The following is a 26,774-nucleotide window of genomic DNA, read 5'->3' on the forward strand; positions in this document are numbered from 1 at the left end:
CAATACCGAGCAGAAAACCCAATGACCGCGCTGACCAAATATGATCGCCTTGAGGCCACCGGCCTCTGGCGGCCCGATCCTGACGGGCAGCGGCGCGAAGTGATCGTGTCTATTGGCAATGCGACTCTTATGATTGCGGATATGAATGATCAGGCCATCGCCCACTGGTCTCTTGCCGCTGTGGATCGCTCTAACCCCGGAAAATTGCCGGCAGTTTTTCATCCAGATGGAGATGACGGTGAAACGCTGGAACTGCCTGAACATGAAACCGAAATGGTTGAGGCTATCGAAACACTGCGCACTGCAATCGCAAAAAGCCGCCCGCGACCCGGTCGCTTGCGCTGGCTAGGCGTAATACTGTCTATCACCGCAGTCGCCTCATTGGTCCTGTTCTGGTTGCCCGGTGCGATGCGCGACAATACCCTGCGCGTCGTGCCTCAGGTAAAACGTGAGGCACTAGGTGTTGCGCTGATCGAACGCATGCAACGTGTTACTGGCCCTATGTGTAATGATGCCGCTGGCCTACGCGCCCTGCGCCGCCTCGGCGTGCGCCTAGAGACACCAAAGCTTGCAGTAGTCCGTGGATTGGGCCGTCCTGCCCTGCATCTGCCGGGCGGTGTAATCGTTTTGGATCGCTCGGTTTTTGAAGACTGGGAAGAACCCGATGTTGCCGCTGGGTACATCTTGGCAGAGCTCGCCCTGCAAGTTGAGAGCGATCCGTTAGGTGACATGCTGGATGTGACAGGAGTATTGGAAAACTTCCGCCTTCTCACCACGGGTGAAGTTTCTGAAGGCGCGTTAGATACTTACGCCGAATACTTGATGACCGCACAAAAGGATGATCCGAACATTGTGAACCTGTTGGCCTTGTTTGAAGCCTCAGATGTACCCGCTACCCCCTATGCGCGCGCGCGCGACATCACCGGAGAGTCAGTTTTGGAACTGATTGAAGGGGATCCGATGCAGGGCCAGGAGACCGAACCCCTGCTGCCAGACAGTACATGGCTGCGCCTTCAAGGACTTTGCGGCGGGTGATCTTCGACACACTTGTAACGTTAGTGCTGTCTCCGGTCTTGTTAGCTCAGGCCATCAGAGTGCGGAAAAGGGCCCTGCGCCTTCCCGAAGCGTCAGGCCCACGTTTCGCCACACAGGGCGTAGGCACCCCATTAAAAATCCTCATCATCGGCGATAGTGCAGCAGCGGGTGTTGGCGCACTGACCCAAAACGAGGCACTTGCAGGTCAATTGTCCGCGGCCTTAGCCCCAAATCACACGGTTCATTGGCACCTCATCGCAAGTACTGGTGCCACAACTTCCACGACACTTTCCCATCTTCAAAACGAAATGCTGAAACCGGCTGATGTTGTCGTTATTGCTCTAGGTGTAAATGATGTGACCCGTGGTGGCCCAAAGGCCCGCTGGCTACGCATCCATGCGGCGCTGCGCACACTGCTGCGCGATCAAACTGGTGCGCGACGTCTATATGTTTCTGAAATTCCGCCATTGGGGGCATTCCCCCTTCTACCAAACCCGCTTCGCTGGTTACTAGGGCGCCGCGCTATTCGCTTTGACGTCGCGCTGCGCTCCGCCTTGGCGATGGAACCGGATACAACATATGTGCTTTTACCGCGGACGCTGGATGTCAGTGATATGGCCGAAGACGGTTTTCACCCTGGTCCTGCCATCTATTCCCAATGGGCAAAAGAAATGGCCCGCCAGATTATCTCTGACGGGCCATAAATTCAATTTAGCTGAAAGGCTTAGCGTGCAAATGCACTGTAGCCTGCACCGCGCAAACGGCTAACCGCGCGTTTCACGTCACGCTCTGCGCCGAACGGGCCAGCAATAACCAAACGTATGGTTTGACCATCGCGGGTATAGCGGCCCACACGTACAGGCATCCCCATCCGCTGAACCTTTTTCGCCATACGCTGCGCTGCGGCGGCATCCACGAATTTGCCAACTTGTACAAAACCACGACCAGCAACTTCGGCTTTAGGCTGTGCACGCTTTGCAGTCGCTTTTGGTGCTACTTTTGGTGCCGAACGGGACGAATAGGTCGGTTTGCGTTGAACCGTCGCCACTCGCGCCTGTGTTGGCTCCGGCTGGAAAACGTTAGTTGTATTGCGAATGATCCGCTTAAGCGTCTGGCCATTGCGCTGAACAATTGTCACCTGACCCAGCTTTTTCTGCTGGGCAGCATAATCCGTGTAAGGATAGACCAGCGGAATTGAAGCAGTCACATCAACCCCATCCGCCTGATTGATCAAGCGGCGCGGCACAGTAGATGTCCAGATCAGGCTCATCGCCTTGTGACCTGCCAGTGTCTGCTCGGCCCGATTTGGGTTCAGACGGCCATCACTCCAGACCTTACGGTAGCCGCGCGGAACTTTTACATTGGTTGTATTCACACGGTTCACTGCAACATGATGCGGTACAATGCGGCGGTTCTTGGATACGCGGATAGGTTGCTGCGTGGTCGTGACGCGGGCTGGTACCGTCGCAACAACCGTCTGGGATGATGCAACAGCAGTCGTCCGAGGCGTTGGCTCAGATGAAATCCGGGCGCCCACGATTGGTGCTGTCTGCGGGCCACAGCGAACTGCTAATTTACCGCGGCGTAGATATTTACTGCTGATGCTCGAAACGCCTTCGCAGGCTGCTTCACCCGCGGTGCTTGCTTGCGCTGTTTGCACCACACGTACTGGCGCAGGTGTTGACTGAACCGCTTTTTCAACAATTGGAACAGGGGGCTTTGCAACTTGGCGGACAACCCGAGGCTTAGGCTTTGGGACCACCTTGGCCACACGAACAGGCTTTGGTTTAGGTGCTACAACAGCAACTGGTGCGACAATTGGTGCGGGGTTGGTGATCTTGGGAGCGGCAGCCGCAGTTTGCACTGGTGCAGGCTCGGTCACTTTACCAGCGAATGTCGGCTTGAACCCGCAAACGCCTGTACGTTTACGCGTCACACGCGGGACCCACGACACGTTTCCATCAATGCCAGCGCGAATGAACACACACCCTTTGGTGTCTACATATTGCTTGCCTTTGTAAGAAGTGGGCGGAAATTCGGATGGTTCACTACCGGGTCGGGTTTGAGCCATAAGTGCGCCTGCGCCAACGGTGCTAGTGACCAGTGCCATCGCAATAAGTTTAGTAAATTTCATTCACGCCCCCACAATATATGGGGTGAAGAATGCCCAATCACCGACGCAGAGTAAAGAGTCTACGTCAACAATCGCCATATTTTGAACACATTATCTCTAATTTTAATCTAATGAATACGAGACAAATTTGATTCTTAATTTACCGGATTCGACATGCATGCCGTGGAAACCCTCCACTTCGTGCCGAATCCGGTTTGTTTTCTGTTACTTGGTACCGAACATCCGGTCACCAGCGTCACCCAGACCAGGTACAATGTACCCAAGCTCGTTCAGCTTTTCATCTACAGACGCGGTCACAATCGGCACATCGGGATGTGCTTCTTTCATACGAGCGATCCCTTCGGGAGCGGCTAGCAAGCAGAGAAACCTAATATTTGTAGCACCTGACTTTTTCAACAGATCAATCGCGGCAACCGACGAATTGCCTGTCGCAAGCATTGGGTCCACAGCAATCACGACACGGTCTTCCATCGCTTCAGGTACTTTGAAGTAATACTGAACTGGCTGCAGTGTTTCCTCGTCACGGTAAAGCCCGACAAAACCGACACGGGCCGAGGGGATCAGCTCTAGCACGCCGTCCAACAGACCGTTACCGGCCCGTAAAATGCTGATAAGTGCCAGCTTTTTACCGTCTAGTGTGGGGGCATCCATCTTCTGCATCGGGGTTTCGATGCTTTTTGTTGTCATCGCAAGATTACGCGTGACCTCATAGGCCAGCAACTGGCTGATCTCGCGCAGCAACTGTCGGAACACAGCCGTTGGCGTGCCACGGTCGCGCATGATGGTCAGTTTATGTTGTACTAGCGGATGATCCACCACGGTGAGATGTTGATCGCTCATGTCCGGCTCCTTGATTATTTAAGGAACATCTACGCCCAGATGCGCCGCAACAAAAGCAGCAACATCGACAAATCCAATTTGCCCTAACGTACCTGCCCCAGCGCCTGCTATCAGCACCGGAACGCGTTCGCGCGTGTGATCGGTGCCTATCCATGTTGGATCATTCCCGTGATCCGCCGTCAGCACCATGATATCACCTGCACACATCTGCCCGATTAGCGCACCAATCTCACGATCAAACCATTCAAGCGCGCGCGCATAGCCAGATATATCGCGGCGATGACCATACAGGCTGTCAAACTCGACAAAATTTGCAAAGGTTAGACTGCCATCGGGTGCATCACGCACCAAATCGCCCAGATGCTCCATTAGTTTTGCATCAGGTCCTTTGCGCACCTCGTCAAAACCCTGCATCGAGAAAATATCACCGATTTTGCCCACGGCGAATGTTGCATGCCCCGCGTCCTGCACCCAATTGCTGAGCACGGGCTTTGGCGGCATAATCGCAAAATCCCGCCTGTTCGGGGTTCGGGTAAATCCCGCTTCTGCGTCACCCACAAAAGGCCGCGCGATCACCCTGCCAACGCGCCTGTCATGCAGCGCAGGCGCAAGGTCTGCACAAAGCTGTAACAAGCGTTCAAGGCCAAAACTCTCTTCGTGTGCCGCAATCTGAAAAACACTATCTGCCGAAGTGTAGCAGATCGGTTGACCTGTACGGATATGTTCTGCACCGAATTCTTCGATGATCGCCGTGCCGGGCGCATGGCAATTGCCCAATATTCCGTCACTGCCTGCCATCTCGCAAACCTTCGCAATCAGGTCGGCGTCAAACGATCCTTCTGTGCGTTCAAAATATTGCCACTCCCATGGGACGGGCAGACCTGCCAGTTCCCAATGCCCCGATGGCGTATCTTTGCCTCGTGACACTTCGGTCGCTGCCCCCCACGTCCCCACAAGTGGAACATCAAAATCGGTCAGTTCCAGCCCACTTGCAGCTTTGATCGCAGCCCCTAAACCTAGTGATGCAAGGGTAGGAACATGCAACGGACCACTACGGCCCTCTTCGGCCTGCCCCGCCGTGCAAGCTTGTGCGATATGGCCAATCGTGTTGGCACCGGTGTCAGGGATATCTCCATTAAAGAAAGTGTCGGCATCAGGCGCCCCACCAATACCAACAGAGTCCATCACAACAAGAAATGCACGCGCCATCAGCTTATATGCTCCACAATTAGCGTTGGCAGAGTGCCCGCTTTTTCACCTAACGAAATGGCCGAACGCACCGTTGCCGCAGCCTGATCCGCCTGCACAGGGCGCGATGCATGCACAACGGCAAGGGGCTGCCCCTTTTCAACGCGCGCGCCAAGGCGCACCACATCCGACAGACCAACAGCAGGGTCAACAGGATCGCTTTCGACCGTGCGGCCACCGCCTAATGCTACAACAGCAAGGCCCAGCGCCTCAGCGTCAATTGCCTGAACAATACCGGATTTTTGCGCTGTAACCTCACGCATGACTGTCGCCTCGGGCAAGAAGCGTTGCCAGTTCTCGACAAAATGAACTGGACCACCAAGCGCTGCGATCATCGCGCCAAACCGTTCGGCTGCGCGACCATCCGCAATTGCTGCTTTGATCTGTGCTGCACCAGCATCGGCGCCCTTTGCCAGACCCGCGCCTGCCAGCAACACACCACCCAGTGCTCCGCATAGCTCAACCATCGCGCCAGTCTTTTCGCCGCGTAGCACACGCATAACTTCGGCAACTTCAAGCGCATTTCCAAGGCTAGGCACCAGTGGCTGGCTCATATCGCTGATGATCGCACGCGTGGGACATCCAGCAGCATTCGCGGTACTCACCAAGGCTTGCGCAAGTGCGCGCGCGGCCTCCACATCTTTCATAAACGCACCAGAGCCCACTTTGACATCCAGCACCAACCCCTCAAGGCCCGCCGCCAGTTTTTTGCTAAGGATCGAGGCCGTAATCAAATCCAGACTATCGACTGTTGCGGTCACATCGCGTACTGCATAAAGCCGTTTGTCCGCAGGTGCGATATCACCCGTCGCGCCAACAATCGCGCACCCCACCTGCCCCACTACCCCGCGCAACCGCGCCTCATCTAGCATGACATTCACACCTGGGATCGCTTCGAGCTTGTCCAGCGTCCCGCCAGTATGGCCCAACCCACGGCCGGAAATCATAGGCACATAAGCCCCGCAAGCGGCTAAAGCAGGCGCTAAAACAAGACTAACGCAATCTCCGACACCGCCAGTGGAGTGTTTATCCAAGACAGGTTTATCCAAATCCCATTTCAGCACTTGCCCCGAGGCACACATCGCTTGTGTCAGCGCAACACGCCCTGCCTGATCCAAACCATTGCGGCAAACGCCCATGGCAAATGCACCAGCTTGGGCCGCACTTAGGGTTTGATCTGCCAGCGCGCCGGCAACCCATGTCAGTTCGTCTACACTTAAAGGTAGATCATGGCGCAACTTGGCCAGAATACTCCGCGCTTCCATTCAGCCCCCCAAGAATGAAGGGTCAAATGCACCCGGCAAAAGATCTGCGATACTCAGGGTTTTCTCAACACCGTCCACTGTCGCCATCGTTACTACCACATCGCCTGCACCAAATTCTGCAAGCTTTTGACGGCATCCCCCGCAAGGCGTCACGGGCAGTGGTGATCCAGCGACAACATAGGCCTGCGTAAATACAGTTTCACCCGCGGCAACCATCGCCGCAATTGCACCAGCCTCTGCACAGGTGCCTTCAGGATAGGCAACGTTTTCAACGTTACAGCCCCGATAAATTGCACCCGATGCGCCGCGCAATGCAGCCCCTACTTTGAACCCTGAATAAGGCGCATGGGCGTTTTCACGAACCGCCATCGCCACTTGCCGCAAATCTGTCACGTCACACTCCTGTTACCTGGCCTTTCACCCTAGCCCCAGATGGGGCAAGATGCGAAGGGTTTTCAGCAGACTATTTCCCCGAAAGAAAACCGCCGATATCTTTACTTAGGAAGTTCGTGCTAGCCTTCCAAAAAAAATAGTTTAGCATTAAACTAATTCCAAAAATAAGGTCCATATCGTGCCCGAAAATGCCAAAAATCGCCAAGCTGCACTTGATTATCACGCACTCCCTAAACCTGGGAAGCTGGAGGTGCGCGCAACCAAACCGCTGGCGAATGGCCGTGATCTGTCACTTGCCTACAGCCCTGGCGTCGCCGAGGCCTGCATCGAAATCAAAAAAGACCCGTCAACTGCCGCTCTCTACACCTCTCGGGCGAATCTGGTGGCTGTCGTGACAAACGGCACCGCTGTTTTGGGTTTGGGCAATATCGGCGCGCTCGCTTCTAAACCAGTGATGGAAGGTAAGGCGGTACTATTCAAAAAATTCGCCAACATCGATTGCTTTGACATTGAGGTGGACCAGTCCGACCCTGAAAAACTTGCTGATATAGTTTGCGCGCTGGAACCCTCATTTGGCGCGATCAACCTTGAAGACATCAAGGCACCCGATTGTTTTACAGTTGAGCGTATATGCAATGAGCGGATGAACATCCCCGTGTTCCACGACGACCAGCACGGCACAGCTATTGTTGTGGGTGCAGCAGCAACAAACGCCTTGTATGTCGCTGGCAAAAAATTTGAAGACATCAAAATTGTTTCAACAGGGGGGGGCGCGGCAGGAATTGCCTGCCTCAACATGCTGTTAAAACTAGGCGTTAAGCGTGAAAACGTTTGGCTATGTGACGTTCACGGGCTGGTCTATGAAGGCCGTACCGAAGACATGAACCCGATCAAATCCGAATACGCCCAAAAAACTGATCTGCGCACACTGGATGATGTGATCCCTGACGCTGACTTGTTTCTTGGCCTATCGGGCCCCAATGTGTTGACCCCTGAAATGGTCGCAAAGATGACAGATACGCCCATCATTTTTGCATTGGCGAACCCGACACCAGAAATCATGCCAGATGCCGCCCGTGCGGTATCGCCTAATGCTATTATCGCCACGGGCCGTTCGGATTTCCCTAATCAGGTCAACAACGTATTGTGTTTCCCTTTCATTTTCCGAGGTGCGCTGGATGTCGGAGCAACCACAATCAACGATGAGATGAAAATCGCGTGCATCGAAGGTATTGCAGCCCTTGCACGTGAAACCACCAGCGCTGAAGCTGCCGCCGCTTATCAAGGTGAGCAGCTGACCTTTGGCGCGGATTATCTGATCCCGAAACCGTTTGACCCCCGCCTTGTGGGCATCGTTTCTTCAGCCGTGGCAAAGGCCGCCATGGAAACAGGCGTTGCGACCCGTCCCATTGAAGATATGGAAGCGTATAAAGCTACCCTAGACAGTTCCGTGTTCAAGTCAGCCCTATTGATGCGCCCTGTATTTCAAGCTGCGCGGGCAACTCCACGCCGCATCGTATTTGCTGAGGGCGAAGACGAACGTGTGCTGCGCGCCGCCCAAGCAATATTGGAAGAAACCTCCGAACGCCCGATCCTCATTGGTCGTCCCGAAGTCATGGAGCAACGAATGGAGCGGGCTGGCCTGACGCTCAAGCTGGGTTCTGATGTTGATCTGGTGAACCCCGAAAACGACCCCCGTTATCGCGACTATTGGGAAACCTACCACAACCTCCTTGCGCGGCGCGGGGTATCGCCGGATATCGCGCGCGCCATTATGCGGACAAATACAACTGCGATTGGTGCGGTTATGGTCCATCGCGGTGAGGCTGACAGCCTGATCTGCGGGACTTTCGGAGAAACCCGCTGGCATCTCAATTACATCGAACAGGTACTGGGGCGTGACGGCAATCGTGCCCACGGGTCTTTGTCGATGATGATCCTCGAAGATGGTCCCCTGTTCATTGCTGATACCCAGGTGCATCAACATCCAAATCCAGAACAAATTGCTGAGATCGCGATAGGAGCCGCCCGTCACGTGCGCCGCTTTGGCCTAACCCCTAACGTCGCAATGTGCTCACAGTCACAATTCGGCAATCAGGGAGACGGGTCCGGCAGCCGCCTGCGCCAAGCCATCCAAATTTTGGATGAAGGTGGCCACGATTTCGCCTATGAGGGCGAGATGAACATCGACACCGCGCTAGACCCCGAACTGCGCAAACGCCAGTTCCCAGACAATCGCATGGAAGGGCCAGCAAACGTATTGGTCTTTGCCCACGCGGATGCAGCATCAGGTGTGCGCAACATCCTCAAAATGAAGGGTGGCGGACTAGAAGTCGGCCCTATTCTGATGGGCATGGGCAATCGCGCTCATGTTGTATCACCCTCAATTACGGCACGCGGACTGCTCAACATGGCAGCAATTGCAGGAACACCCGTCACTGAATACGGTTAAGTCTTTCACACCTAGAAAACCAAAAAACCGCACCCGTTTACAGGTGCGGTTTTTTTGTCTGAGCCCCTGAGATCAAAGCAGACTAATGGCCCACTGGCCGGGAGAGAGCATTCCGGTGCATGAAGTGTGATCAAATGCCCGAAATAGCGAAAACGTCACAGACCGTAGTTTGGCTATTTGATGGCCATTTAGTCGCGGTTTTACGATCGACTATACGGAAACGGTGAAGCCGATCTTCAAGGTCAAACAGAGTACCATGCAGATCCCAATTACTTGACATTTCAAGCGGATAACGACCATCCCTTTCCAAGCCAGTTCGCCTGAAGACCCTATTTATAGCAAATTATGTCACTGGGCAGGTGCGTAACTTCGCGTCCGTTACAGGATATAAGACAAGTACTATATCGGGCAAACCTACAGTCAAAGCGACACCAAGCAAAATGCCTTCAGGACAAATGGTAAGCGTACTGGCTGTAAATTATTTTACAGCAACTACCCAAAACTGCGTATTCCACTTGCTGTTCTCGCTTCTCTGAGCCACCACATTAACTAACATTAGGGAGGAATACGCCATGGGTTATGCAGAGGTTTACCAAGCCGCAAAATCAGATCCGGAAAGTTTTTGGCTGGAACAGTCTAAAGCAATAGATTGGGTCGACGCACCCAAGCGCGCGCTTTTTGAAAAAGGAAACAGCCTGTATGAATGGTTCGCGGACGCAAAGGTAAATGGCTGCTACAACGCTGTGGATCGCCACGTTGAGAATGGTCGCGCTGATCAGGTCGCCATCATCCACGACAGCCCAATCACTAGCACAATCGAAAAAATCACCTACGCTCAGCTGCAAACACGTGTTGCCGGATTGGCGGGGGCTTTGGTTGCCCAAGGCGTCACCAAGGGCGACCGCGTCATCATCTACATGCCAATGGTTCCAGAGGCGCTTGATGCGATGCTGGCATGCGCACGTATTGGTGCCGTCCACTCAGTTGTGTTTGGCGGGTTTGCCGCACATGAACTAGCCGTACGGATCGACGATTGCACACCAAAGGCAATCATCGCCGCGTCTTGCGGACTTGAGCCAAACCGCACGGTCCATTACAAGCCGCTCCTGGATGACGCCATCGCGCAATCCGCGCATAAGCCTGATGCCTGCATCATCCTGCAACGCGAGCAGGAAATCTGCGATCTGATTGAAGGCCGCGATCTGGAATGGCACGCAGCCATCGCCCTTGGCACACCTGCTGAATGCGTTCCCGTTGAAGGCAATCATCCTGCCTATATTCTATACACTTCCGGCACCACAGGCGCGCCAAAAGGCGTTGTTCGTCATACGGCGGGCCATCTTGTGGCGCTGAACTGGACCATGAAAAACATCTATCAGGTTGATCCCGGTGATGTGTTTTGGGCGGCCTCCGATGTGGGTTGGGTCGTTGGACACAGCTACATCACCTACGGCCCTTTGATCCATGGCAACACAACTGTTGTGTTTGAAGGAAAACCTGTCGGCACTCCAGATGCGGGAACGTTTTGGCGGGTGATCGAAGAACATAACGTGCGCAGCTTCTTTACTGCGCCAACAGCTATTCGTGCGGTCAAACGCGAAGACCCCAAAGGGTTGGAAGCTAAGAAATACGACCTGTCGTGCTTGCGTGCGCTATACCTTGCAGGTGAGCGCGCGGACCCTGACACAATTGTCTGGGCCCAGGACGTTTTGGGCAAACCAGTCTATGATCACTGGTGGCAGACCGAAACAGGCTACACTATTGCTGGCAACCCAGCTGGCCTAGAGGCACTACCCGTCAAAATTGGATCCCCGACCGTTCCGATGCCCGGCTATGACGTACAAATTCTGGACGAAGCTGGCCATCCAATGCCAGCAGGTGAGCTGGGCGCGATTGCAATCAAGCTCCCTCTGCCTCCGGGGACATTGCCAACGTTGTGGAACGCAGAAGACCGTTTCCACAAAAGCTACCTCAACACCTTCCCTGGTTTCTATGAAACGGGCGATGCGGGTATGGTCGACGAAGACGGCTACCTATACATTATGGCGCGCACCGATGACGTGATTAACGTTGCGGGCCACCGCCTGTCTACTGGCGCCATGGAAGAGGTCCTTGCCAGCCATCCAGATGTTGCGGAATGTGCCGTGATTGGTGTCGGTGATGCGCTCAAAGGTCAGGCGCCTATGGGCTTTGTCTGCCTGACAACTGGCGTGAACCGCCCCCACAATGAGATCACAGCTGAATGCGTCAAACTGATCCGCGATCAAATCGGCCCCGTTGCCGCATTCAAACTTGCGCTTGTCGTGGATCGCTTACCCAAAACACGCTCAGGTAAAATCCTGCGCGCAACGATGGTAAAAATCGCCGATAACGAAGCGTTCAAAATGCCTGCAACAATAGATGATCCAGCCATCTTGGATGAAATCAAAGAAGCCCTACAAACCATCGGTTATGCCAAAGGGTAACCACCCTCTCAGCGAGACATTCAGTTAAATCAAAAAAGAGCGGCCCTTTTCAAGAGCCGCTCTTTTTCATGTATTCGGGTATCGCAATTTCCTACGTGAATTGTTCTGAGATCAGCCGCTCTTCCAGCCCATGACCCGGGTCAAAAAGGATCTTGTGCATGATACTCGGTTCAGAGCGTATCTCAACACTAGCGACATCACGGTAACTGGTGCCGTCGGCATCTGACATCACGGGGCGTTTTTCAGGTTCTAGCACGTCAAACCGCACAACTGCTGTCTTGGGTAACAACGCGCCACGCCAGCGCCGTGGCCTAAACGCGGCCACAGCCGTCAGTGCCAAAACATCTGCGCCAATCGGCAAGATCGGACCGTGAGCGGAATAGTTGTACGCAGTTGAACCAGCAGGCGTCGCAACTAGCGCGCCGTCACACACCAGCTCTTGCATCCTAAGTCGACCATCAACCGTGATCTGCAACTTGGCGGCTTGTGGCCCTTGCCGCAGCAGCGCGACCTCATTCAAAGCCAATGCATTTGATACCCGACCATCCACATGGGTTGTCTTCATGGACAGCGGATTAATTTCTGCTTCTTCTGCTGCGGCCAACCGCTCGCGCAGATCGCTTTCTGCGTAGGTGTTCATCAGAAAACCAATTGTGCCGCGATTCATTCCATAAACAGGTGCAGGCAAATTTTGGGTGCCATGCAGCGTCTGCAACATGAAACCGTCCCCGCCCAGCGCCACAATCACGTCCGCCTCTTCAGGCGACACGTCACCATAACGGCCAATCAGCGCCGCACGCGCAGTCTGAGCTACGGGCGTCCTGCTCGCTAAAAAGGATATCTTCTGAGGCATGGTGTTTCCGATCTGCGCCGCTTTCCACTCAAACAATCACAATATGCGGATGCGTACCAGCGCAGCAGTGCTAAATCACCCGATAGGCAAAAAAGAGTGCTGCAGACCCTGCGTGGCGCATCTATGTCTCGCCCTGTCGCTTTCGCATCTTCACCTCCGATCAGGTTTCCGATACGAAACACGAAACCGTACAAGCACGCTCAAGGAGCCACCATGTCAGATTTCTTCACCCGCTCGCTCGCCGATACTGATCCGGCCATCGCAGAATCAATTAACCTAGAATTGGGCCGCCAGCGCAATGAGATCGAACTGATCGCATCCGAAAACATCGTGTCCGCTGCCGTTATGGAAGCCCAAGGCAGCGTGATGACCAACAAATACGCCGAAGGCTATCCGGGCCGTCGTTATTACGGTGGCTGCCAATTTGTGGACGTTGCTGAAAATCTGGCGATCGAACGTGCGTGTGAATTGTTTGCTTGCGACTTCGCCAACGTTCAGCCCAACTCAGGTTCCCAAGCGAACCAAGGCGTTTTCCAAGCATTGCTTCAGCCAGGTGATACCATCCTTGGCATGTCACTGGACGCTGGTGGCCACCTGACCCACGGCGCAAAGCCAAACCAATCCGGCAAATGGTTCAACGCCATCCAATACGGTGTGCGCAAAGAGGACAACCTGCTGGACTATGATCAGGTGCAGGCCCTTGCGACCGAGCATCAGCCAAAAATGATCATCGCGGGCGGCTCCGCCATTCCACGCCAGATCGATTTTGCCCGCATGCGCGAAATCGCCGATAGCGTTGGCGCGTATCTGCACGTGGACATGGCCCACTTTGCTGGCCTAGTTGCCGCAGGAGAGCATCCCTCCCCCTTCCCACACGCACATGTTGCAACAACAACAACCCACAAAACACTGCGCGGTCCGCGCGGCGGCATGATCCTCACCAACGATGAGGCGCTGGCGAAAAAGTTCAACTCCGCCATCTTCCCCGGCATTCAGGGTGGCCCGTTGATGCACGTAATTGCAGCCAAAGCAGTTGCATTCGGCGAAGCGCTTCAGCCGGAATTCAAAACCTACATCAAACAGGTTGTTTTGAACGCCCAAGCACTGTCGGATCAGCTGATCAAAGGTGGTTTGGATACAGTAACGCACGGCACGGACACCCACGTTGTTCTGGTTGATCTGCGTCCAAAAGGCGTCACAGGTAACATCGTGGACAAGGCCCTTGGCCGCGCGCACATCACCTGTAACAAAAACGGCGTTCCGTTTGATCCGGAAAAACCAACCGTGACCTCCGGCATCCGCCTCGGTTCCCCTGCTGGCACAACGCGCGGCTTTGCCGAGGCCGAGTTCCGCCAGATCGCGGATTGGATCATCGAAGTAGTGGACGGCATTGCAGCCAACGGCGCAGACGGCAACGCAGCGGTTGAGGCAAAGGTAAAAGCAGAAGTAGAGGCCATGTGCGCCCGCTTCCCAATCTACCCGAACCTGTAAATAATAGGCCTCTCGCCTTTTATAAGACAACAATGGCCCCGACAGCGATGTTCGGGGCCATTGGTTTTTGAAGGTTCGGTCTGCTATGTGGACTTTTCAGCCATTCGATAAAACTGCAAATTGGAACGCTTGATGAGTCCGTGAAAATCGTACAACTTCCGAACTATCAGCAATCAGTACAACGGGATTATCGATGGACAACCAGCAAAAACAAACAGCTGCACTAACGGCAATTAAGTCCTTGCTCGGAACGCCCGAAGGTGAGGATAACGTTGAATTATTTATTGAGCACCACCTAGAAGAGCTTGACGCTGATTATTTCTCAAAGACTTACGGCACTCCGAAGCCAGAGGCGTCTCAAATGCTCAATTCATTGGTCTTGGTCTCGTCTTGGAGTTATGAGGACGACGGTATTATTAATGTGTTTGATTTCAGCTTGCCGGAAAATGTGACGGATTGTGTTTTGTCAGTACGCTTTTCAGGTGATGATGTCGAAGAGGTCTCGATGGAAAGCTGACTGTCTTATGCCAGAATTTGGTAACGAGAGTTGGTATATTTGGGCTCCAAGCGGACTTTAGTCATCGTACCGTTTAATTGATAACCTCCACAAAAAGGAACGCACCTCATGATCATCCACCCCGTAGGCTCCCGCCCCTCTGGCAAAGGCCCAGCCAACTATTTCACCGGCACTGTGCGAATGGATCCGCTGATCAGCACACCTGCCCCTGCGCGATTGCGCGGCGTGACGGTTACGTTTGAAGCTGGCGCGCGCACGGCTTGGCACACCCACCCGCTTGGCCAAACATTGATCGTGACTGCGGGCGTTGGTCTAGTACAGCGTGAAGGTGGCTCAATTGAGCATATCCGCCCCGGCGATACCGTCTGGTTTGAACCGAATGAAAAGCACTGGCATGGCGCCGCGCCCGACGTCGCAATGACCCACATCGCATTGCAAGAAGAACTGGATGGATCAGCCGTTACATGGATGGAGCATGTGACTGACGCGCAGTACTCGGCCTAGATATAACCACGCCACCACAACCACACCACAAACAGCAAAACAACCAGCAGCAGATTCGCAATAATCGCACCTGTGAGACTTAGGATACGGGTCTTGCGCTGCTCATTCACATCAATCGCCTCAAGGTGCGCGCGCATGTATTCATATGCTTGATCCACCTCAATTGCATTGACCTGACGCGCTGTTTTGGGGTTATGGGCCAGCATCTCGGCGCGCATCAGATCGGCACCGCGTTTACGCACGGAACGCGGCAGCCGCCGCCCCGCCCTGCGCAAGGATTGTCGCAGGTCACGGCCACGCACATCCAGCTTTTGCTGCATCAACCCGCGCAGTTTTCGCGATTTTGTGGCCATATCTTTGTCCGTGATCATGTGACCTGTCTATGCCTCTGGCCTTGGCGCTGCAATGGCGCTACGCCTATGACATGCTTAGTTATACCGAATTTGGCGAAAGCGCCGCAGGCTCAGTCCCCCTTGTTATTGCACATGGCCTTTATGGCTCTGGCCGCAACTGGGGTGTGATTGCCAAACGTCTGTCAGACACCCGCCGCGTCATCACCCCCGACATGCGCAACCATGGCCACAGCCCGCGCGCGGACACCCATACCTACGAAGATTTGGCAGACGATCTTGCCGAAGTGATCCGCCACATTGGTGGCCCCGTTGATTTGTGCGGTCACTCGATGGGGGGCAAGGCCGCGATGGTTATGGCGTTAAAATACCCTGACTTGCTGCGCCGTCTTATTGTGGCTGATATCGCGCCTGTCACCTATGACCATTCCCAATCTCACCAAATCAAAGCAATGCTTGGGGTTGATTTGCAATCGATCACCCGCCGCTCGGATGCGGCGGCGCAGCTTGCTGAACAAGGCGTGGAACCTGCGTTACAGAGCTTTTTCACCCAATCGCTCGATGTTGCCGAAAAACGCTGGCGCTTGAACCTCGAAGTCTTGGACGCCGAGATGGATCACATCATTGGTTTCCCCGACGTATCCGGCACCTTCGAAAACCCCACCCTCTTTCTCACCGGAGCCGACAGCAAATACGTCAGCCCCGAAGACCGCCCGCTGATCAAATCGCTATTCCCTGCCGCCCGTTTTGCCAAACTGCCCCAAGCAGGCCACTGGCTCCACGCCGACCGCCCCCGCGCGTTTGAAGCAGCCGTGCGCACCTATCTGGATGCGTGAAGCTTGCTTAGTCCGAAATACCCAATTGAGTGTTCGCCACTACAATCGGCGACAACAACCGGGCTCTTTTCAAGGGCTGGACAAATCATTCCTATCGAACCAAAATTATCTCGGCACATAGCAGAAGACATATTATTGGGTTTTAAGTAAAATTCAGCACCGTGAATTAGACAAGGCTTCGTTAATTGGAAATTTTACTATTTATTCTCCTGATGATCGGCCTCTTGATATATGCATTTGCTGGCAAGAACGGTGACAAGGATTACAAACCACCGAGCCAACCAAAAATCCACAAAAGGCCCGCAGCAAAACATCTTCCGTTTGATGCAAAGAGCGTTAAAGCTGAACCGACCAAGTCGACCTTGCAAGGTGCCGCATATGTGATTGACGGCGACACGTTGGTTATCCGAAAAACCCAAATACGTTTATACGGCGTCGATGCACCCGAGATGAACCACCCCTATGGAAAGAAGGCCAAATGGGCTCTGGTTTCTTTGTGCAAAGGCCAGACAGTTTTGGCAACGATAACTGATCAAGATTCCTACGGACGTACTGTGGCAAAATGCTATCTACAAGATGGCCGAGACCTCTCTGCTGAAATGGTCAAACTCGGGCTTGCCATCGACTGGCCAAAATACTCTGGTGGACAATATAAATCACTGGAACTTCCCGACGCACGTCAGAAGCTTTGGTTAGCGGATGCACGCCAGAAAGGGCGCATGCATGTTTGGGAACAATTCGAGGCCAAGCAAATCGCGCGCCAAGACAAGCGGAACACCGCACTATGAAAATCATCGCTGATTCCACCTTGCACCCCGCAGCCATCGGCCTATAACCGCACAAATTTGCCAATTTTTAGGGGGCTGACGCCATGCCAAAGAGAACCGACATCCAGTCGATCATGATCATTGGTGCGGGGCCTATTGTCATCGGACAGGCCTGCGAATTCGACTACTCAGGCGCGCAAGCCTGTAAAGCGTTGAAGGAGGAAGGCTACCGCGTCATCCTCGTCAATTCCAACCCAGCGACAATCATGACCGATCCGGGCCTTGCCGATGCGACCTACATCGAGCCGATCACACCCGAAGTTGTTGCAAAAATCATTGAAAAAGAACGCCCTGACGCGCTGCTGCCTACCATGGGCGGGCAAACTGGCCTCAACACCTCGCTTGCGCTTGAGGAAATGGGTGTACTGGCAAAATACAACGTCGAGATGATCGGCGCAAAGCGTGAAGCCATTGAAATGGCAGAAGATCGCAAGCTGTTCCGCGAAGCTATGGACCGCCTCGGCATCGAAAACCCCAAAGCGACTATCTGCACAGCGCCTAAAGATGCGAACGGTAAAAAAGACCTTGCTGCTGGTGTTGCGATTGCGCTCGAATCTCTCGAAGAGATCGGCCTGCCCGCAATTATCCGCCCCGCATTCACGATGGGCGGCACAGGCGGCGGCATCGCGTATAACCGCGAAGATTACGAATTCTTCTGCCGCTCGGGCATGGATGCGTCACCGATGGGCCAAATCCTGATCGACGAATCCCTACTGGGTTGGAAAGAATTTGAGATGGAAGTTGTGCGCGACACAGCCGACAACGCCATCATCGTTTGCGCCATTGAAAACGTCGACCCGATGGGTGTGCACACAGGCGATTCCATCACAGTTGCCCCGGCCCTGACGCTGACGGACAAAGAATACCAGATCATGCGCAACCAGTCGATCGCGGTATTACGCGAAATCGGCGTGGAAACGGGCGGTTCCAACGTGCAGTGGTCCATCAACCCTGCCGATGGGCGTATGGTTGTGATTGAGATGAACCCGCGCGTATCGCGTTCCTCGGCTTTGGCGTCCAAGGCAACAGGTTTCCCGATTGCCAAGATCGCGGCAAAGCTGGCTGTTGGCTTCACGCTGGATGAGCTGGACAATGACATCACAGGTGTCACGCCCGCGTCCTTTGAGCCGACAATCGACTATGTTGTCACCAAGATTCCGAAGTTCGCGTTTGAGAAATTCCCCGGTTCCGAGCCCTACCTGACAACGGCGATGAAATCTGTGGGCGAGGCAATGTCGATTGGCCGCACCATCCATGAGAGCCTGCAAAAGGCGCTCGCATCAATGGAGTCAGGCCTGACCGGATTTGACGAAATCGATATCCCCGGCGCACCAGACACCGCTGCGATTACCAAAGCCATCAGCAAGACCACTCCTGATCGCATGCGCACTATCGCTCAGGCCATGCGTCACGGCATGTCGGATGAAGACATCCACGCAACCACCATGTTTGACCCTTGGTTCCTTGCCCGCATCCGCGAGATCATTGAGGCCGAAGAAGACATTCGAAAAAACGGCCTGCCTGTCACCGAAGACGCCCTGCGCGCCATCAAAATGATGGGCTTTACCGATGCGCGCCTAGGCAAGCTCACGGGCCGCGACGAAGACAACGTACGCCGCGCACGCCTGAACCTTGGCGTTAAAGCCGTGTTCAAACGCATCGATACTTGCGCCGCGGAGTTTGAAGCGCAAACGCCCTACATGTATTCCACCTACGAGAGCCCGATGATGGGCGAGGCCGAATGTGAAGCGCGGCCATCTGATCGCAATAAAGTTGTGATCCTTGGTGGTGGCCCGAACCGTATCGGTCAAGGGATAGAATTTGATTATTGCTGTTGCCACGCCTGTTATGCGCTGACGGATGCTGGCTATGAAACGATCATGGTCAACTGTAACCCCGAAACCGTCTCAACCGATTATGACACCTCGGATCGTCTGTATTTTGAGCCGCTCACGTTTGAGCACGTTATGGAAATTCTACGTGTTGAGCAGGAAAATGGCACGCTGCACGGTGTTATTGTTCAGTTTGGTGGCCAAACGCCTTTGAAAATCGCACAGGCCCTGCAAGACGAAGGCATCCCAATCCTTGGCACGACGCCTGACATGATCGACCTCGCGGAAGACCGTGAACGTTTTGCCGATCTTGTGCAAAACCTTGGCCTGAAACAGCCGCATAATGGTATCGCCCATACGGATGAAGAAGCTTTTGAAATTGCAAAAGACATCGGCTTCCCACTGGTCATACGCCCTTCCTACGTTTTGGGCGGCCGCGCGATGGAAATCGTGCGCGACCAGACCCAGCTAGAGCGGTATATCTCTGAGGCCGTAGTTGTTTCTGGTGACAGCCCTGTTTTGCTTGATAGCTATCTGTCCGGCGCTGTGGAACTGGATGTTGACGCGCTTTCTGATGGCACAGATGTTCACGTCGCAGGCATCATGCAGCACATCGAAGAGGCTGGCGTGCACTCAGGTGATAGCGCCTGTTCGCTCCCTCCCTACTCCCTCAGCAAAGACATCATTGCCGAGATCGAAGTGCAAACCAAAGCACTGGCAAAAGCACTTAATGTTGTTGGCCTGATGAACATTCAGTTCGCGGTCAAAGCGAATGCTGAAGGCGTTGAGGAAATCTTCTTGATCGAAGTGAACCCGCGCGCGTCTCGTACGGTGCCGTTTGTTGCCAAAGCCACAGATAGTGCCATCGCCAGCATCGCTGCCCGTATCATGGCGGGTGAACCGCTCAGCAACTTCCCGCTGCGTGCTCCCTATGACGAAAATGCCAAATACGACGATATTCTGCCACTCGGTGATCCGATGACATTGGCCAATCCAAACATGCCATGGTTCTCGGTCAAAGAGGCCGTGCTGCCTTTCGCACGTTTCCCCGGTGTTGATACAATCCTTGGACCTGAAATGCGTTCAACTGGCGAAGTAATGGGTTGGGATCGCGATTTCCCGCGTGCCTTCCTTAAGGCGCAGATGGGCGCAGGCACGATGCTGCCGCGTTCTGGCAATGCGTTTCTTTCCATCAAGGATGCCGACAAAACAGCTGATGTTGTAGAAGCGGCACGTATCCTGATTGCTCAATCTTTCACCATTGTCGCCACCCGTGGCACCGCATCATGGCTGTCAGAGCACGACATTCCCTGTGAAATAGTGAACAAGGTCTATGAGGGGCGTCCAGACATCACCGACATGATGAAGGACGAACAGATCCACCTCGTCATGAACACAACTGAGGGCGCACAAGCGGTTGAGGACAGCAAATCCATCCGCTCAATCGCCCTTTATGATAAAATCCCCTACTACACGACCGCCGCTGGCGCTCATGCCGCCGCACTGGCAATCAAGGCGCAAGCAGAGGACGATCTCGGGGTGAAACCGCTACAAGGTTAAGAGCACCCCCAAGCAGGCACTTACAAATGCCCGCTTGGGGTTTGGGATAATACTGGGCTGATCCCGCGCCCGTGACTTAGAAAGTCCAAATATCCTATGCCAGATTCCCGAATGAAAATCGTATTAGTGACACCCGAAATTCCCTATAATACAGGTGCAATCGGGCGGACCTGCGTAGCGCTAAATCTCGAACTCATTCTGATCAAACCTTACGGGTTTTCATTGGACGAAAAAGCAGTTCGGCGGGCAGGAACCGACTACTGGAAACACGTAAACTTGACCGAATATGAAAGCTGGGAAAGCTTTTTAGCTGAGCGTAATCCACCACGTGAAAGCACATACTTCTTTGAGGAACATGGCGCGCAAACCATCTACGCCCCCGAGTACCAGCATGATGCATTTTTAGTATTTGGCTGTGAATCCAAAGGGTTGCCTCCTAAAATCTTAGAGGGCCAGGATGACCGGGTATTTAAGCTTCCCATGCTCAGCCCCCTCGTTCGGTCACTAAACTTGGCGAACGTAGCAACAGCCGTTGTTTATACGGCCATGCGACCTCAGTTGGACGGCTGAAAGATCGCGACCTCAGACAATGTTCGCTTCGACCAAGCAACAACCTTTGATACCTGATCCATTCGAGCGTCCAGAAAACTCCGTTCTCTGCCTCAGCCATCCTCAGTATGAGTTTCAGAATTTATCCATAGGCACTTCTAACAAAACCCGTTAAAATGTTTCTCAGTACGACTTGTACACGCACAGTGCATGGCGTGAGTAAAACAAGGTGTTAGAAGACAGCCCGACACCGAATGATGTTATCCACAGGCACTTGGCGACTGAAGTCGCTGACCGTAAAGAGGAAAATGAGATGTACACACCCGCAATTACAGGCTCAGGCGTCTTTACGCCTTCTGAAACCATCACCAATGCCGAGTTGGTCGAAAGCTTCAACGCCTACGTGGACATCTACAACGCCGAAAACGCGGACCAAATCGCCGCTGGCGACCTTCCAGCAAAAGACTATTCCTCTGAGGAGTTTATCTTTAAGGCTTCAGGCATTAACCAACGATATGTCATTGATAAAACTGGCATACTTGACCCAAAGGTCATGCATCCGTTACTGCGTCAACGCAGTGATGATGAGCCATCTCTGATGGCTGAAATGGCTTTGGATGCCGCAAACAAGGCCCTCACCGCAGCTGGAAAAACCGCTGCTGATGTGGATGCTGTAATTTGTGCTGCTTCAAACCTCGAACGTGCCTACCCTGCCGTGGCAATTGAAATCCAAAACCTTCTAGAGATCAACGGCTTCGCCTTTGACATGAACGTTGCGTGTTCCTCTGCCACATTCGGCATTCAGGCTGCTGCTGACATGATCCGCTCTGGTTCCATCCGCAGCGCATTGGTTGTGTGTCCCGAAATTTGTTCAGCCCACCTAGAATGGCGCGACCGTGACTGCCACTTTATCTTTGGTGACGTGGCTACGGCAGTATTGATCGAACGATCCGAAAATGCAGCAGGCCCCTACTTTGAAATCAAATCAACACGTTGCGCGACCGACTTTTCAAACAACATTCGCAACAACAATGGTTTCTTGCGCCGTTCACGCCCCGACGGCGTAGCAGATCGCCGCGATATGCAGTTTATGCAAAACGGCCGCAAAGTATTCAAAGAAGTCCTGCCAATGGTATCAGCACACATCGCAAATCAGATGGCAGATGAAGGCATGCAGGCATCTGATCTAAAACGCCTTTGGCTTCACCAAGCGAACAAATCGATGAATGATTTTATTGGTAAGAAGGTTCTAGGCCGAACACCCGAAGCAGGCGAACAACCAAATATCCTGCAAGATTATGCCAACACATCCTCGGCTGGTTCAATCATTGCATTCTCAAAGTATTCTGACGACTTGGAAGATGGTGATACAGGCCTTATCTGCTCGTTCGGCGCAGGTTATTCTGTTGGCTCAGTCATTGTACAAAAACACGGCTAAAGGATTTGAGCTTCAGCCGTGCTCTCAACCCGTTGAGAACAAATATTACCAAGATGTTCGGGACGGCCCTGTCGCCGCCTTAAACGCTTTCGTCTTCCAAATGCAGCTTCATGTCCACGAGAACCTGCTGCAGCATTGTGGTCTCTTTCAACAAGCGCTTGGCCTCATTGAACGTGATTTTTCCATCTGCAATGGACTGCTGATATTCCCCCATCAGCATCGCGAAACGCTGACTAAGCGCGATCACATCTGCATTCACACCGCCAATAGACGTATCGTTTGGACGCCTTTGGTCGAAATCAAGGTGCGCACCTGAAAGCTCTGCTAGAGCTTGCGTTAAATGGGGGTATCCCGCTGCTGTTTCCAGCGCAGCAACCGCATCAACGGGCATAAATCGGTCAGCATGCTCGTCATGGTCAGAATAATACCGCCCCAACGTTGCTTTAGATTTCCCAGTGACTTCACAGGCAGCTTCAACGCCAACTGCCTTCACCAAGGCTTCTGTGTGTTTTTTCAAATAGTTGCCTGGTGCATCCATTTTAATAGCCCTTACTCGATGTGTCTCCACACGCAAATTTTGTATGGTTTAAAGCTATATATCGTTCCTACCACCGGAGTCCTAGTGCAATTTATCCTGCTAATTGTAATTTCGCCTATGATCGTCTTGCACACCAACCCAAGTACCGGATAAATACGCAAATGGCTAAACTCTATTTCAATTATTCGACCATGAATGCGGGAAAATCGACTGTTCTATTGCAGGCGGCGCATAACTATCGCGAGCGGGGCATGGTCCCCTATCTCATGACTGCGCAATTTGACAATCGTGCGGGCGAAGGCAAGATCGCATCACGCATCGGTATTTCCCAAGATGCCGACACTTATAACGTCACAGAAAATCTGCTCCAAAAGATTTCGAACCGCCTCATTGAAGGGCCTTGCGCCTGTATCTTTGTTGATGAGGCGCATTTCTTGAGTGACGCACAGGTTTGGGATTTGGCGCGCGCTGTTGATGATCTCGGCGTGCCGATCATGTGTTACGGTCTTCGGGTCGATTTTCGGGGACAGCTGTTTCCTGGGTCTGCGGCATTGCTAGCGCTCGCCGATGAGATGCGGGAAATTCGTACCATCTGTCACTGCGGCAAGAAGGCGACGATGGTTGTTCGCCAAGACGCCGAGGGCAATGTTCTGCGCGAAGGTGCGCAAGTACAGATCGGTGGCAACGAAAGTTATATTTCTCTGTGCCGCCGTCATTGGCGTGAGGCGATTGGTGACACCTAAACCGGATTTGGAGGGGTATCACCGCGCAGGAAGGCTTGTAGATTTTCAACCGCCATACGCCCCATATCCACACGCACTTCCTCGGTTGCAGTACCTAAATGCGGTAATAGAACCACGTTATCCAGATCTAACAAAGCCTGCGGAACTTCGGGCTCAAACTCATACACATCTAAGCCCGCTCCCCCTATTTCATTGGCCTGAAGGGCCGAAATAAGGGCGGCTTGTTCTACAACATTGCCGCGCGCGATGTTGATCAACCGCGCGTGAGGCTGCATGGCCGCCATCACATCCGCATCAATCAGGTGGTGTGTTTCAGCGCCACCAGGGACGGAAACAACCAGTACATCAACCTTTGCGGCCAGGTCGTTTAGCGTGCTGTAAAAAGTCGCTTCGAAATCCAGCGTTTTTTCCCCGCGCCCATAGTAGGCTACGGTCATGCCAAATCCATAGTGACACCGCCGCGAAATCGCCTGCCCGATGCGCCCCATACCAACGATACCGACGGTTTTGCCGCTCAGATGAAGGCCCAGCATCTGCGTTGGATGCCAACCCTCCCACGCGCCAGACCGAACCAAGCGTTCCCCCTCGCCCGCGCGCCGTGCGCTCATTAACATCAGTGTCATCGCAGTATCCGCTGTTGCATCCGTAACAGCGCCAGGTGTGTTTGTGACAGTTACTCCCGCCGCTTTCGCGGCCTCCACATCAATGTGGTTATACCCAACGCCAAAATTTGCCAAAACCTTGCACCGCGGATTGGGTACATCTGCAAACACCTCAGCCGAGAACTGATCACCCAACGTACAGATCACGCCATCATATTCACACAGTGCTGCACGCATTTCATCTCCACCCAGCGGGGATGTTTCATCCCGCCGCGTGACATCCAAACCTTCAAGTAACGCGTAGACGTCTTCGGGCAATCCCCGACCAACTAGTACCTTTTTCAATGCATGCGTCCTCCACTAGGCGTTTCACTATCCGGACCAACCAGAACGATCGCGCCGTTTTCATCAGGCACCCCCAACAGCAGAACCTCCGACATAAAGGGCCCAATCTGACGGGGCGGGAAATTCACAACCCCCATTACCTGACGCCCGATCAGCGCTTCGGGTGTGTAATGGACAGTGATCTGGGCAGACGTCTTGCGCACCCCAATTCCGTCACCAAAATCGATCCAAACCTTGATCGCTGGTTTGCGCGCTTCGGGGAAAGGTTCGGCCTTCACCACGCGCCCAGTACGAATGTCGACATTCATAAAATCATCAAACGAAATCTCAGCCACGTGCCAGTTCCTTTGAACGGTTTGTTGCAGCGGCTACAGCGCGACGCATCAGCGACGGGAAGCCGTTGTCCTCATCCATCAGCACTTCTAGCGCTGCCTGTGTTGTGCCATTGGGGCTGGTCACATTCACGCGCAACTGCGCAGGCCCCTCATCCGCAACCATCGCCAAAGCACCTGCACCCGCGACAGTGGCACGCGCCAATTGCAACGCCATGTCAGCAGGCAGGCCTTCGGCTTCACCCGCAGCGGCTAATGTCTCGATCATGTGGAACACATAGGCCGGGCCTGAGCCACTGACGCCTGTGACAGCATCAATTTGCGCCTCTTCGCTCAGGCGGACGACTTCGCCCACTGCACTCAGCAGCAATTCAGCCTCATCCAGCCCTTCAGCACCCGCATGATCATTCCCAACAATCGCCGTGATCCCCTGCGATATCGCAGCAGGAGTATTTGGCATCGCACGCACCACAGGCGTCTCTTGCCCCAGCGTCTCTTGAAAGAATGAAATCGGTGTTCCAGCTGCGACGCTGACAAACAGCGTCTTGCCGTTGCCCATCAACTTAAGGGTCGGCAACGCCTCAGCCATCATTTGCGGCTTAACAGCCACCAAGACGATTGCAGGTGCGGTTGGCAAATTTTCGTTTATATGAACGCCCGTGCTTTTCAGCCAATCAGACGGAAATGGGTCTTTGACCCAAACTGAGGCAGCAGGTAGGCCACGCGCCAACCAACCCTCCAACATGGCCGAGCCCATCTTGCCACAGCCCAAAAGAACCAGACCATCAGCCGCTATTCGTGAATTTTCCATATATCCCCCTACAAGTCAGGGGGATAGAATTACGCGCGCCCGTAGGCCTCTGCAATGGCGACTTGCAATGCTTCCTTCGGAGACTGATCTCCCCAAACAACCAATTGCACCGCAGGATAGTAACGTTCCGAGCTCATAACAGCTGCACCGATCATAGTATCAATCTGTTCAGGGCTTGCGACATGGCCACCAGCAAGGACCAGCCCATAGCGATAGACCATCATCTGCTGTTCTGCCCAATAGGTGAACGCGCCCGCCCAACAGCGGTCATTCACATCATTCAACAAACCATAAAGTGCTGGAATTTTATCTTCGGGTGGCTCCATTTCGAACGAACAAATCAGGCGCAGCGTTTCGTCATAAGCCGACCATGCTAGCGTCACCGAATAGGTACGCCACTGTCCTTCTACGGACATGGATATTTGCTCGTCAGAGATGCGGTCGAAATCCCAATCGTGATGGGCTGCCAGCGTCTCGACAATGTCGATCGGGTGAATGTCGTCTTCCAAATACTGCTCGGACAGGGCCATTTTGCCACCTTTATTGTTTTCGCCAAAGCTATCAGAGCTGTTATCGCCCCTGAACCTTGGGTGCTTACGCTATAGAACGCGGATATGCCTGTGCGTCCTACAATATATGGTGGCGGTCTGGGTAGTATCTGGCAAGTGTTTTTCTGGGGATAACCCCAATCAGCGGGGGATAACCCTCAATTCCTTCGATAACTGGCCTCTTTTGCGCCTGCATCGCATACACAAAAACGCCCCCAGCAGATACCGGAGGCGATCACATGATGTGTGGCAAATAGAAAAAGGTG

General features: G+C 53.7%; 25 protein-coding genes. 13 read left to right on the forward strand and 12 right to left on the reverse strand.

All coding sequences use genetic code 11. The annotated features are described in order from the left end of the window. Positions 1–21 precede the first annotated feature (21 nt). Together V7775_RS01280 and V7775_RS01285 are read left to right on the forward strand one after the other, a co-directional pair. Positions 22–1,035: a hypothetical protein gene (locus V7775_RS01280; RefSeq protein ID WP_335750046.1), complete on the forward strand. Its 1,014-nt coding sequence runs from the start codon at positions 22–24 to the stop codon at positions 1,033–1,035. Then, positions 1,032–1,739, forward strand: coding sequence for an SGNH/GDSL hydrolase family protein (locus tag V7775_RS01285; protein WP_335750047.1), 708 nt, complete (start codon positions 1,032–1,034; stop codon positions 1,737–1,739). The genes V7775_RS01280 and V7775_RS01285 overlap by 4 nt, the downstream gene beginning before the upstream one ends. A 20-nt stretch (positions 1,740–1,759) precedes the next feature. On the opposite strand, the gene V7775_RS01290 is transcribed toward V7775_RS01285, so the two are convergent. The 5 genes from V7775_RS01290 to V7775_RS01310 form a co-directional block, all read right to left on the reverse strand. Continuing rightward, positions 1,760–3,169: an SPOR domain-containing protein gene (locus V7775_RS01290; protein ID WP_335750048.1), complete on the reverse strand. Its 1,410-nt coding sequence runs from the start codon at positions 3,167–3,169 to the stop codon at positions 1,760–1,762. A gap of 204 nt (positions 3,170–3,373) precedes the next feature. Continuing rightward, entirely contained in the window at positions 3,374–4,009 is a 636-nt protein-coding gene (upp, locus tag V7775_RS01295; RefSeq protein ID WP_335750049.1) for a uracil phosphoribosyltransferase, read from the reverse strand. An 18-nt stretch (positions 4,010–4,027) separates the two neighbouring features. Next, a complete protein-coding gene (locus V7775_RS01300) occupies positions 4,028–5,218 on the reverse strand; it encodes a phosphopentomutase (RefSeq protein ID WP_335750050.1) in 1,191 nt (396 codons plus the stop codon). Continuing rightward, positions 5,218–6,522: a thymidine phosphorylase gene (locus tag V7775_RS01305; protein ID WP_335750051.1), complete on the reverse strand. Its 1,305-nt coding sequence runs from the start codon at positions 6,520–6,522 to the stop codon at positions 5,218–5,220. Before V7775_RS01305 ends, V7775_RS01300 begins: the two co-directional genes overlap by 1 nt. Continuing rightward, complete coding sequence (locus V7775_RS01310; RefSeq protein WP_335750052.1) at positions 6,523–6,915, reverse strand: cytidine deaminase; 393 nt, start codon at positions 6,913–6,915, stop codon at positions 6,523–6,525. A gap of 178 nt (positions 6,916–7,093) precedes the next feature. Here V7775_RS01310 and V7775_RS01315 point away from each other — a divergent pair, with 178 nt between their 5' ends. Both V7775_RS01315 and V7775_RS01320 read left to right on the forward strand, forming a co-directional pair. Beyond that, on the forward strand, positions 7,094–9,367 hold the full coding sequence (locus tag V7775_RS01315; RefSeq protein WP_335750053.1) for an NADP-dependent malic enzyme: 2,274 nt from the start codon (positions 7,094–7,096) through the stop codon (positions 9,365–9,367). 572 nt (positions 9,368–9,939) lie between these two features. After that, positions 9,940–11,832, forward strand: a complete 1,893-nt coding sequence (locus V7775_RS01320; protein WP_335750054.1) for a propionyl-CoA synthetase — start codon at positions 9,940–9,942, stop codon at positions 11,830–11,832. A 91-nt stretch (positions 11,833–11,923) separates the two neighbouring features. Here V7775_RS01320 and V7775_RS01325 read toward each other — a convergent pair whose 3' ends face one another. Then, entirely contained in the window at positions 11,924–12,685 is a 762-nt protein-coding gene (locus V7775_RS01325) for an NAD kinase (RefSeq protein ID WP_335750055.1), read from the reverse strand. Positions 12,686–12,898: 213 nt separating this feature from the next. On the opposite strand from V7775_RS01325, the gene glyA reads away from it, so the two are divergent. The 3 genes from glyA to V7775_RS01340 all read left to right on the forward strand — a co-directional run bounded on the left by glyA (position 12,899) and on the right by V7775_RS01340 (position 15,197). Then, positions 12,899–14,176 (forward strand): serine hydroxymethyltransferase, encoded by a 1,278-nt coding sequence (gene glyA, locus V7775_RS01330; protein WP_335750056.1) that lies wholly within the window; start codon positions 12,899–12,901, stop codon positions 14,174–14,176. A 193-nt stretch (positions 14,177–14,369) separates the two neighbouring features. Then, positions 14,370–14,693 (forward strand): DUF2004 domain-containing protein, encoded by a 324-nt coding sequence (locus V7775_RS01335; protein WP_335750057.1) that lies wholly within the window; start codon positions 14,370–14,372, stop codon positions 14,691–14,693. A gap of 108 nt (positions 14,694–14,801) precedes the next feature. Then, positions 14,802–15,197 (forward strand): (R)-mandelonitrile lyase, encoded by a 396-nt coding sequence (locus V7775_RS01340; protein ID WP_335750058.1) that lies wholly within the window; start codon positions 14,802–14,804, stop codon positions 15,195–15,197. On the opposite strand, the gene V7775_RS01345 is transcribed toward V7775_RS01340, so the two are convergent. After that, positions 15,194–15,568 (reverse strand): hypothetical protein, encoded by a 375-nt coding sequence (locus V7775_RS01345; RefSeq protein ID WP_335750059.1) that lies wholly within the window; start codon positions 15,566–15,568, stop codon positions 15,194–15,196. The two genes, V7775_RS01340 and V7775_RS01345, sit on opposite strands and share 4 nt — an antisense overlap. Before the next feature lie 53 nt (positions 15,569–15,621). On the opposite strand from V7775_RS01345, the gene V7775_RS01350 reads away from it, so the two are divergent. The 5 genes from V7775_RS01350 (at position 15,622) to V7775_RS01370 (ending at position 22,589) form a co-directional block, all read left to right on the forward strand. Beyond that, positions 15,622–16,383: an alpha/beta fold hydrolase gene (locus V7775_RS01350; protein ID WP_335751042.1), complete on the forward strand. Its 762-nt coding sequence runs from the start codon at positions 15,622–15,624 to the stop codon at positions 16,381–16,383. A gap of 185 nt (positions 16,384–16,568) precedes the next feature. Beyond that, a complete protein-coding gene (locus tag V7775_RS01355) occupies positions 16,569–17,171 on the forward strand; it encodes a thermonuclease family protein (RefSeq protein WP_335750060.1) in 603 nt (200 codons plus the stop codon). A gap of 83 nt (positions 17,172–17,254) precedes the next feature. Then, positions 17,255–20,602: a carbamoyl-phosphate synthase large subunit gene (carB, locus tag V7775_RS01360; protein ID WP_335750061.1), complete on the forward strand. Its 3,348-nt coding sequence runs from the start codon at positions 17,255–17,257 to the stop codon at positions 20,600–20,602. Positions 20,603–20,713: 111 nt separating this feature from the next. Then, positions 20,714–21,172, forward strand: coding sequence for a tRNA (cytidine(34)-2'-O)-methyltransferase (locus V7775_RS01365; RefSeq protein ID WP_335750062.1), 459 nt, complete (start codon positions 20,714–20,716; stop codon positions 21,170–21,172). A gap of 292 nt (positions 21,173–21,464) precedes the next feature. After that, positions 21,465–22,589 (forward strand): beta-ketoacyl-ACP synthase III, encoded by a 1,125-nt coding sequence (locus tag V7775_RS01370; protein ID WP_335750063.1) that lies wholly within the window; start codon positions 21,465–21,467, stop codon positions 22,587–22,589. Positions 22,590–22,668: 79 nt separating this feature from the next. Here the strand turns inward: V7775_RS01370 and V7775_RS01375 are convergent, their stop codons facing one another. After that, positions 22,669–23,127 (reverse strand): hypothetical protein, encoded by a 459-nt coding sequence (locus V7775_RS01375; protein WP_335750064.1) that lies wholly within the window; start codon positions 23,125–23,127, stop codon positions 22,669–22,671. Between the two features lie 161 nt (positions 23,128–23,288). On the opposite strand from V7775_RS01375, the gene V7775_RS01380 reads away from it, so the two are divergent. Then, positions 23,289–23,870: a thymidine kinase gene (locus V7775_RS01380; protein WP_335750065.1), complete on the forward strand. Its 582-nt coding sequence runs from the start codon at positions 23,289–23,291 to the stop codon at positions 23,868–23,870. Here the strand turns inward: V7775_RS01380 and V7775_RS01385 are convergent. The 4 genes from V7775_RS01385 to V7775_RS01400 are packed head-to-tail and all read right to left on the reverse strand — an operon-like array spanning position 23,867 to position 26,490. Then, positions 23,867–24,817: a 2-hydroxyacid dehydrogenase gene (locus tag V7775_RS01385; protein ID WP_335750066.1), complete on the reverse strand. Its 951-nt coding sequence runs from the start codon at positions 24,815–24,817 to the stop codon at positions 23,867–23,869. The genes V7775_RS01380 and V7775_RS01385 overlap by 4 nt on opposite strands. Then, positions 24,814–25,152 (reverse strand): tRNA-binding protein, encoded by a 339-nt coding sequence (locus V7775_RS01390; RefSeq protein ID WP_335750067.1) that lies wholly within the window; start codon positions 25,150–25,152, stop codon positions 24,814–24,816. The genes V7775_RS01385 and V7775_RS01390 overlap by 4 nt, the downstream gene beginning before the upstream one ends. Beyond that, positions 25,145–25,960, reverse strand: a complete 816-nt coding sequence (proC, locus tag V7775_RS01395) for a pyrroline-5-carboxylate reductase (protein ID WP_335750068.1) — start codon at positions 25,958–25,960, stop codon at positions 25,145–25,147. Before proC ends, V7775_RS01390 begins: the two co-directional genes overlap by 8 nt. Positions 25,961–25,989: 29 nt before the next feature. Beyond that, positions 25,990–26,490, reverse strand: a complete 501-nt coding sequence (locus V7775_RS01400; protein ID WP_335750069.1) for a YbjN domain-containing protein — start codon at positions 26,488–26,490, stop codon at positions 25,990–25,992. Positions 26,491–26,774: the final 284 nt, after the last annotated feature.

The sequence above is a fragment of the Sulfitobacter sp. genome, assembly GCF_036960155.1.
GTDB lineage: Bacteria > Pseudomonadota > Alphaproteobacteria > Rhodobacterales > Rhodobacteraceae > Sulfitobacter.